This window comes from Asaia sp. SF2.1, from assembly GCF_000505765.1.
GTDB lineage: Bacteria > Pseudomonadota > Alphaproteobacteria > Acetobacterales > Acetobacteraceae > Asaia > Asaia bogorensis.
Genome location: NZ_AYXS01000016.1, coordinates 30,136 through 38,026 on the forward strand (window position 1 = coordinate 30,136; position 7,891 = coordinate 38,026).

The window sequence follows — 7,891 nt, forward strand, 5'->3', positions numbered from 1 at the left end:
GATCGCCACGAAGGTGGTGGCACCCAAAAAGCCGAGCGTTCCCGCTGTTGCCCAGCCATAGCTCCAGCCAAAATATTCGCCGGAGATCACGAGCCCGACAGCGATGCCCCACAGGTGAAAGGCGCTCAACCTGCGATCGAGTTGCGTCTTTTGGGTACTCATGGAGACTCTTCCCGGCTCTTGTTGATTTGTGTGTGAGGGGCTGAACCCATACGGGCCGCATCTGTTGCCGAAGCCGCAGGCGCACGCTCCTTGAGATCGACGCCACTGAGGCCCAGCCGCTGGGATTCCCGAATGAGCCAGATCAGTTTCAGGCTTGCCTCGGTCACACTCAGCCCGTGGGTGTGGATGTTGGACAGGCAATTACGTCTCGAGTCCGGGCAACCGCGTCTGGGCTCGAAGGTGAAATACACGCCCATACTGTCTGAAACCGAAAGGCCAGGTCGCTCACCGATCAGGACAGCCGCCATCCTGGCCCCGAGGCTCTGGGCAATATCATCCCCAAGGGCGACGCGTCCCTGAAGGGCGATGACAGGGGGGGCGATACGCAGATCGGGCATACCGGCAAGGCAGGCATGAAACAGTGCAGGGCCGTAACCCGAAACCGCTCGTGCCGAGAGCCCATCGGCGAGTACGATAGCGAGATCCCATTTGCCCGATTTGAGGCTATCTCGGCTTGCGTCATCGAGTTGTCGACCGAGATCGGGCCGGCGCAGATAAGTCGGCCGATCCTGTGCGGCGCTCGTTACAACGACAGGCACTGCAGGAAGCAGGGCTTGGGAAAGGGCAGGGACATCGAGAGGTGTATGCACCGCGTCCCGTGCCTGGGCATGAGCCGCCTGAAAACCCAGCACGTCGGGCGTCGTCTGAGCATTGCCCGTACGGGCAAGCCCGACACGCGCGCGCGTTTCCCGTCGCAGGACATCCCAAAAGCCGTTATCGCCGTGCTGTGCTGCGGCCTTCTCGCTGGATGTTGATGGCTCGATGCGGGTCATGGTTTCCAGCCAATCATCCCGCGCAGGCGGGTCTCGCCCTCCGGGACGGTAAGCGCGCGCTCGTTCACGGGGTCGTAAAGGCCCATGCGCTCAAGCCACGCCGCGAACTCGGGCGCAGGTTTCAGGCCGAGGAGCGAGCGGGTGGTCAGAATGTCATTGAAGGCGAGGCTCTGATAATTGAGCATCACATCATCGGCGCCTGGGACCCCGATCAGGAACGTGACCCCAGCAGTCCCGAGGAGCAACATCAGGTCATCCATATCATCCTGGTCGGCCTCGGTATGATTGGTATAGCAGACGTCGCACCCCATGGGCACGCCCAGCAGCTTCGCGCAGAAATGGTCCTCCAGCCCGGCCCGGATAATCTGCTTGCCATCATACAGATATTCAGGGCCGATGAAGCCGACCACTGTGTTGACCAGCAGGGGGCTGAAGGCGCGTGCTACGGCATAGGCCCGTGTCTCGACCGTTTGTTGGTCAATGCCATGATGCGCACCGGCAGAGAGCGCAGCGCCCTGGCCAGTTTCGAAATACATGACATTTTGGCCAATGCTGCCCCGGTTCAGGCTCTGCGCCGCGTCATGCGCCTGTGTCAGGATATCGAGTGTGACGCCAAAGCCTTCATTGGCTTTCTGTGTCCCGGCAATGGACTGGAAAACCAGATCGACCGGACCGCCTTTATTGATGATCTCGATTGTGTTCGTGACATGGGTGAGCACACAGCTCTGTGTCGGGATTTCATAGGTCTGGCGTAGCGTATCAAGCATATCCAGCAGCGCGCAGCCGGTTTCCACATTGTCTGTGGCCGGGTTGATGCCAATCACGGCATCACCACAGCCGTAAAGCAGACCGTCAAATGTCGATATGGCGATGCCCTTGAGGTCGTCAGTCGGGTGATTGGGCTGCAGGCGCGAAGCAAGAACCGATTTCTGCCCGATCGTGTTGCGAAACCGGGTGATGATTTCGATCTTGCGGGCGACGGCAATGAGATCCTGGTTACGCATGATCTTGCTGACGGCGGCCGCCATTTCAGGCGTAAGGCCAGGCGCCAAAGCGACAATCTTTGCAGTCGTGGCCTCATGGGAGAGAAGCCAGTCCCTGAACATGTCGACGGTCATGGAGGAAATCGGCGCAAATGCCTGTGCGTCGTGCGTGTCAAGGATGAGCCGCGTCACGTCGTCCAGCTCATACGGGATAAGCGCCTCATTCAGGAAGGCAGACAGGGGCAGATCGGCCAAGGCAATGCGGGCGGCAACGCGTTCGGTTGCGCTATGTGCAGCAAGACCCGCAAGGGTATCGCCTGACCGCATGGGTGAGGCACAGGCCATCAGGTGCTTCAAATCCCTGAAAGTAAAGCTCTGTCCACTGAGTGAGGCTTTGTAGCTCAAGATATCGCCCGTTCCATGCCCCCTTCAATGCGAAGAGTTCGATGCTGATCCGAAAGAAATACGATAAATAATCACCAGATTTGTCAATGATAAATATGATTAGATACCGATTCCAAGGTCTACTGTTGTTATTTGTAAGAAACTTCGCAATTTAGTTCCTGAACTTAGCCCGTTCTACGCCAGGCTCGACTCAGGCGGCATCTTGCTTGCAGGGCACACGTAAGGAGAGGTGAGAGGATGTCCCGGATGAGGGATATCACGGCAGCATGTCCGACCTTGCCGGGAGAGGCGTTGCCCGTGCTTCTCGCGTCATTCGCGCCGAAGGCGGGTGATATCCGATCCCTGCATCGCGCCTTCTGATGCGGTGATACCTTTATGCTCGAACTGCAAGTCGTGCGGGTCACGCAGGCCTAGGCTCCGGACTGTGTCCTTCGGCAGCCTCGCCCATTCGCGCAATGGGCAATTCGCATTCCAAGTCATTGATCATGAGCGCGTTGCCTCATCAAGGATTCGATGTCTCTGTCGAAAATAGATTTTAGGACCGCTTTTATCCAGTTTTCTCAACGACACGATCATTGTTGAGACGATACATTGTTTTCAGTCACATTATGAAAGAAACGCGCCTGAATTTACTGTGATCGGGTGTGATGAGTGCTTACACGTTTCGGTCAAACGCTCTATGTTCTGTGTGATAAATCACATGGAGCGTGATCATGAAGATGGATTTCTCAGCAGCCGATGTCGATCTCGACTTTTCGCTCAAGGGGAAGGTAGCGCTGGTTACGGGTGGCGCATCGGGCATCGGTGCAGCCATTGCAACCGCGTTTATCCGCAAGGGTGCCAGGGTTGCGCTGGTCGATGTCAATCTGGAAAACGCAGCCGCCAAAGCTGCCGAGCTGGGTGATGCGGCTGTACCCTTCTCCTGTGATGTCTCTAATCCGGACTCCGTGGCCAAGGCCGTGACAGACGTACAGGCGGCGTTTGGCCAGCTCGATATTCTGGTCAATTGTGCGGGCGTCGTGTTCCTTGCATCTGCCGAGACGCTCCCGCTGGATTATTGGGACAAGACGATTGCCATCAACCTCAAGGGGAGCTTCCTGGTTACCCAGACTGTCGGTCAGGCGATGATCAAGGCGGGCAAAGGCGGGCGTATCATCAATCTCGCTTCGCAGGCTGGAACGGTCGCGATCGAAGAGCACGTTGCCTACTGCGCCTCGAAGTTCGGCGTCATCGGCATGTCCAAGACCTTCGCCGCCGAGTGGGGCAAGTACGGTATCACGGTCAATACGCTTTCCCCGACCGTGGTTATGACCGAGCTCGGCAAGAAGGCCTGGGCGGGTGAAAAGGGTGAAGCCGCCATCAAGCGTATCCCAGCCGGGCGCTTTGCCATTCCCGAGGAAATTGCTGCCGCCGCGGTGTTCCTTGCCTCCTCCGGTGCTGCGATGATCAACGGTGCCGATATCCTGATCGACGGCGGCTATACCATTCTCTGAAAAATGACCGAGCGCTGGCGCACTTCATCAAGATGCGCCTGTCGCTCCGTCGCCGGTCATAAGCATGATGCGTCACGCTATGGGGCAGGGCGGGATAGGGTGCCGCTCATCCTTCCCAGCCAATAGCCCGCCTTGATAGCGCGCGGGATGCCGCCTGCGCCGGTACAGACCAGGTGATTGGCCCACCGATATAGAAAGGCCTTTTCTTGCGGCTTTCGGGGTGCGCCAAGGAGCGGGATCTGTGTCCCGAAAACCACAGATTTTCATACTTTGTCAGGAACCCGCCATGCAACGTCATGTTCGGGAATAGTATTATCATTATATAACAATGCATTAGCTCTGTTGTCATCAAACTGTCATATGGGAGTCATCAAAGCTTCGCAGGTCATGCGTGGAGGCACCGATTAAGGGAGGCTCACACCCACCGCAGCATCGGAAGATGAACCTGATATGACCTCTCTCCCCCGTGCCTGTCGCCTGCTGCTGGCGTCGGTATCTCTGGCCTCTCTGGCTATTGCGACGCCGGTACGCGCAGCCAGTCTCGATCAGATGACCCTGATGGAGAAGCAGATCAAGGCCATGCAGTCCCAGCTGGCCGACATGAAGCGTGAGCATAATCGCGAGATGAAGCGCATTCATGACCAGCTGGCACAACAGAGACAATCAGAGGAAAACGATCCCTACGGTGCACGTAACGGATATCGTGGCATGCCCGCGCACGGCTCGGGCCAGGCTGCGACGGGTGGTTTCTCCACGGCATCGGCTCCGGGGCCGAACAGCAATGTTCTCCTGCCTCCTGTCAATGCCGCAACCCCGTATGGTCAGCTGACCGGCACGCCAACCGGCCGCGTGACCGATCTCTATGGGCCGCTTCATCGTGGTCAGATCCAGATTGGTGGCGTACGTATTACTCTCGGTGGTTATGTCGAGGCCGCCACCATGTTCAGGTCGCGCAATAACGTGTCTGACATCTCATCCAATTTTGGATCCATTCCTTTCGCGAACAGCCCGAACTACCACATCAACGAGTTCCATGAATCGGCGCGCCAGAGCCGCCTTGCCGCCCTGGTGGAAGGTGACATCACCCGCAACCTCCGCGCACAGGCCTATATCGAAACCGATTTCCAGGGCGCTGGCTCATCGTCCAACTCGCGTCAGTCCAACTCCTATGTTCTTCGTGAACGAGTCTTCTACGGTCAGCTGATTGATGACGCTGATGAACTGACGCTGCTGGGCGGTCAGAACTGGTCGCTTCTCACCATGTTTAACCACGGCATGCGCGCCCGTGACGAACAGGTGCCGCTTTCGATCGATGCCCAGTACATCCCGGGCTTCAACTGGACGCGCAATACCCAGATCCGACTGGTCAAGGGCTTCGATCACGGCCGCTATAATATGGGCATCTCGGTCGAGAACCCGCAGCAGGTCATCGCGGTTGGCTCAGGCGGTCAGTATCTTCCCGCCGGTGCGACCTCGGGCACCTATCAGAACGCTGGTGTGAACGTGAACAATCCGTCGACCAACTATTCGACGGATGTGGCGCCAGATATCATCGGCAAGCTCGCGGCTGACCCGGGTTGGGGCCATTACGAGCTGACCGGACTGTTGCGCTTCGCTCATAGCCGTGTCTCCTATACCGGCACGGGTCAGAGCAGCACGAAGCTGGCTGGCGGCGGCGGCGGCGGCCTCATCCTGCCAGTCGAGAAGTCGCACAAGGTGTTCTTCCAGGCATCTGGCCTTATTGGCACCGGGATCGGGCGTTACGGCACGTCCAATATTCCTGACGTGACCATTGACTCCAAGGGCCAGGTCAAGCCCATGCCAGCTGCTAACGTGCTGGTCGGCCTATATGGCAATGCCACCAAGGCGTTACAGCTTTACGCCTATGGCGGCATGGAAATGCTGCGTTCGCGCTCCTATTTCAATGTGGGCGGCAAGCATTACGGTTACGGCAACCCGCTCTACAACGTGGGTGGATGTGATATCGAGGGCGCCGCGTCGAGCGCCTGCCAGACCAGCATCAACCGCGTGGTACAGGGTACGGCCGGCTTCTGGTGGACCTATCTGCACGGCGATTACGGTACGCTGCGTGTTGGTGCCCAGTACTCCTACACCTATGTCACCTCCTTCAGCGGGGTGGGTGGTACGCCGCACACGAACGACAACATGGTGTTCCTCTCGCTGCGTTATCTGCCCTTCCAGTAAGGGCGGGGCCTCGCGAGGAACTTCAGCGAAAAAAGCCGGGCGTTTCTGCCCGGCTTTTTTCATGCATCTATCGATGAACCAAGCCGCATGCAGGTCAGAAATCTGCGTTGATGCGCCCGAAATAGTAGCCACCATTGATCGGCACCTGTGCCGAGGCGCTATCGTAAACGAGTACGCCGTAAGAGGCGAGTTGGGCAGGCACCTTGCGGGGACGTATGTTGAAGATGTTGTTGGCCCCAACAGCGACATGCCAGTGCTGATTGAAACGGTAGCCGATCTCGAGATCGGTCAACCAGCGCGGCGTGTTCTTGAACTGGGCAAAGCATACATTCGAACCGCGCAGCGCCTTGCCATTGATCGGGCAAATGGCGCTGGCCGGTGTCCAGTCCTGATAGGTGAGCATCCCGACCGTCTGACCATAGCGCGACTGCCGCAAATTCACGTCCCAGTTGCCCAGCGTGTAATAGGCGTTCAGCACGATCTTGCTGCGCGGTGACTCGCTGGTGAGATAAGCCGTGGTCTGGGCATTGAGCAGAGGCGTGCCGGTGGCCGAAAGACCGTTATGGGTCAGGGTGGTCCGGTTGATGTTGAGGCCCATTGACAGCAGCAGATTGCCGTAGCGATGCATCCTCAGGCGGTAATCAGCCTTGATGTCGATACCCTGGGTGCGTGTGCTTGCCCCATTCGAGAAGTAATAGGCCGAAAACCCTGTCGGGTTCGTCAGGGTCGCGCCACCGGGCAGGGTGTAGCCCAGCTGTTCGATGGCTGCGATGGCCTGTGCCCCGACAACGGTACCGCCCTGCACGATACGATCACGCAGGTTGATCTGATAGACATCCGCCTCGACATGGAAATTATCGAGAGGCTCAAGCACGATACCACCACTGGCATTGGTCGATCTCTCAGGCTTAAGAGCGCTGGCTCCCAGCGTTCTTGCGGCACCTGACGAGACCGGAAGCAGGCCGGACGCCGAGGTCGGACCCACGCTCAGGGCAGAGTAATGCTGTTCGGCAAGGGTTGGGGCACGAAATCCGTTACTGATAGTGGCACGCACGGCGATACGTTTGGTGAAATCATAGCGCGCCGAGATCTTGCCGTTCTCGGTGTTGCCTGCGTCGGTATAATGTTCGAAGCGTCCGGCCAGATCGATGTCCAGCTTGGGCAGGGGATGAAAGTCATCATCCAGATAGGCCGCCCAGATATCGCGGCTCCAGCTTCCCGCGTTCTGTGGCGCGGCACCGGCATAGCCCTGTGTGCCGCCTGCCTCGTAGGACGGAGGTTCACCCGCCACGATGTCATACATCTCAAGCCTGTGCTGACCGCCGAAGGCGAGCGTCATGGGCACGGCATTGGCGATGCGGAAGCTGCGCCGGAAGTCGAGATTATTGGTCCACATCGCATTGCGATAGGTTTCGGCCCGCGCACTGGTTGGCGAGTACCCGCAGCCCTGCGACGAATAATAGGCCTTGGCCTTGTTGGTAGTCTGGCATGATGACCCCAGCATACCGGTATTGGCAGTGCTCTTGGTGTTGATGTCATCCTCGTCGGCACCATATTCGGTGCTCAGATCCCAGTCGAACCCAAAGAAATGACTGCCTCTGATCCCCAGATTGGCCTGATAATCGTTTTCCTCAATGACCTCGATCGGCGAAAATCCTGTGGGGTAAAGGGTGGGAGCGATATTCGGCACGCGGTAATTCTGGATGGATTCAGCGTGACGATGCCCATAGGTAATGAGACCGTAAAAATCGATATCGGCTGTGATCGGCTTTCCGAGGTCGATACCAAGATTTTCGCGTGTTTCCTCGGG

At 58.0% G+C, this 7,891-nt stretch carries 5 protein-coding genes and 1 pseudogene; 2 read left to right on the plus strand and 4 right to left on the minus strand.

The genetic code is table 11. From position 1 onward, the window contains the following. The 3 genes and pseudogenes from P792_RS38830 to P792_RS28670 form a co-directional block, all read right to left on the minus strand. Positions 1-162: pseudogene (locus P792_RS38830) on the minus strand (ethanolamine permease); the annotation flags it as partial. After that, positions 159-995, minus strand: a complete 837-nt coding sequence (gene eutC, locus P792_RS28665; RefSeq protein WP_081866856.1) for an ethanolamine ammonia-lyase subunit EutC — start codon at positions 993-995, stop codon at positions 159-161. The pseudogene P792_RS38830 and the gene eutC, both read right to left, overlap by 4 nt. Beyond that, a complete protein-coding gene (locus P792_RS28670; protein ID WP_023978762.1) occupies positions 992-2,383 on the minus strand; it encodes an ethanolamine ammonia-lyase subunit EutB in 1,392 nt (463 codons plus the stop codon). Before P792_RS28670 ends, eutC begins: the two co-directional genes overlap by 4 nt. Positions 2,384-3,096: 713 nt before the next feature. Here P792_RS28670 and P792_RS28675 point away from each other — a divergent pair. Both P792_RS28675 and P792_RS28680 read left to right on the plus strand, forming a co-directional pair. Further along, complete coding sequence (locus P792_RS28675; protein ID WP_275451257.1) at positions 3,097-3,876, plus strand: SDR family oxidoreductase; 780 nt, start codon at positions 3,097-3,099, stop codon at positions 3,874-3,876. A gap of 450 nt (positions 3,877-4,326) precedes the next feature. Beyond that, on the plus strand, positions 4,327-6,081 hold the full coding sequence (locus P792_RS28680) for a hypothetical protein (protein ID WP_023978765.1): 1,755 nt from the start codon (positions 4,327-4,329) through the stop codon (positions 6,079-6,081). Positions 6,082-6,175: 94 nt separating this feature from the next. Here P792_RS28680 and P792_RS38835 read toward each other — a convergent pair. Then, positions 6,176-7,891 (minus strand): TonB-dependent siderophore receptor (locus P792_RS38835; RefSeq protein WP_023978766.1); only part of this gene is annotated, 1,716 nt, incomplete at its 5' end.

Excerpts from the sequence above, each read along its gene's own strand:
- eutC (WP_081866856.1), bottom strand. The coding sequence starts at position 995 with ATGACCCGCATCGAGCCATCAACATCCAGCGAGAAGGCCGCAGCACAG.
- P792_RS28675 (WP_275451257.1), top strand. The coding sequence starts at position 3,097 with ATGAAGATGGATTTCTCAGCAGCCGATGTCGATCTCGACTTTTCGCTC.
- P792_RS28680 (WP_023978765.1), top strand. The coding sequence starts at position 4,327 with ATGACCTCTCTCCCCCGTGCCTGTCGCCTGCTGCTGGCGTCGGTATCT.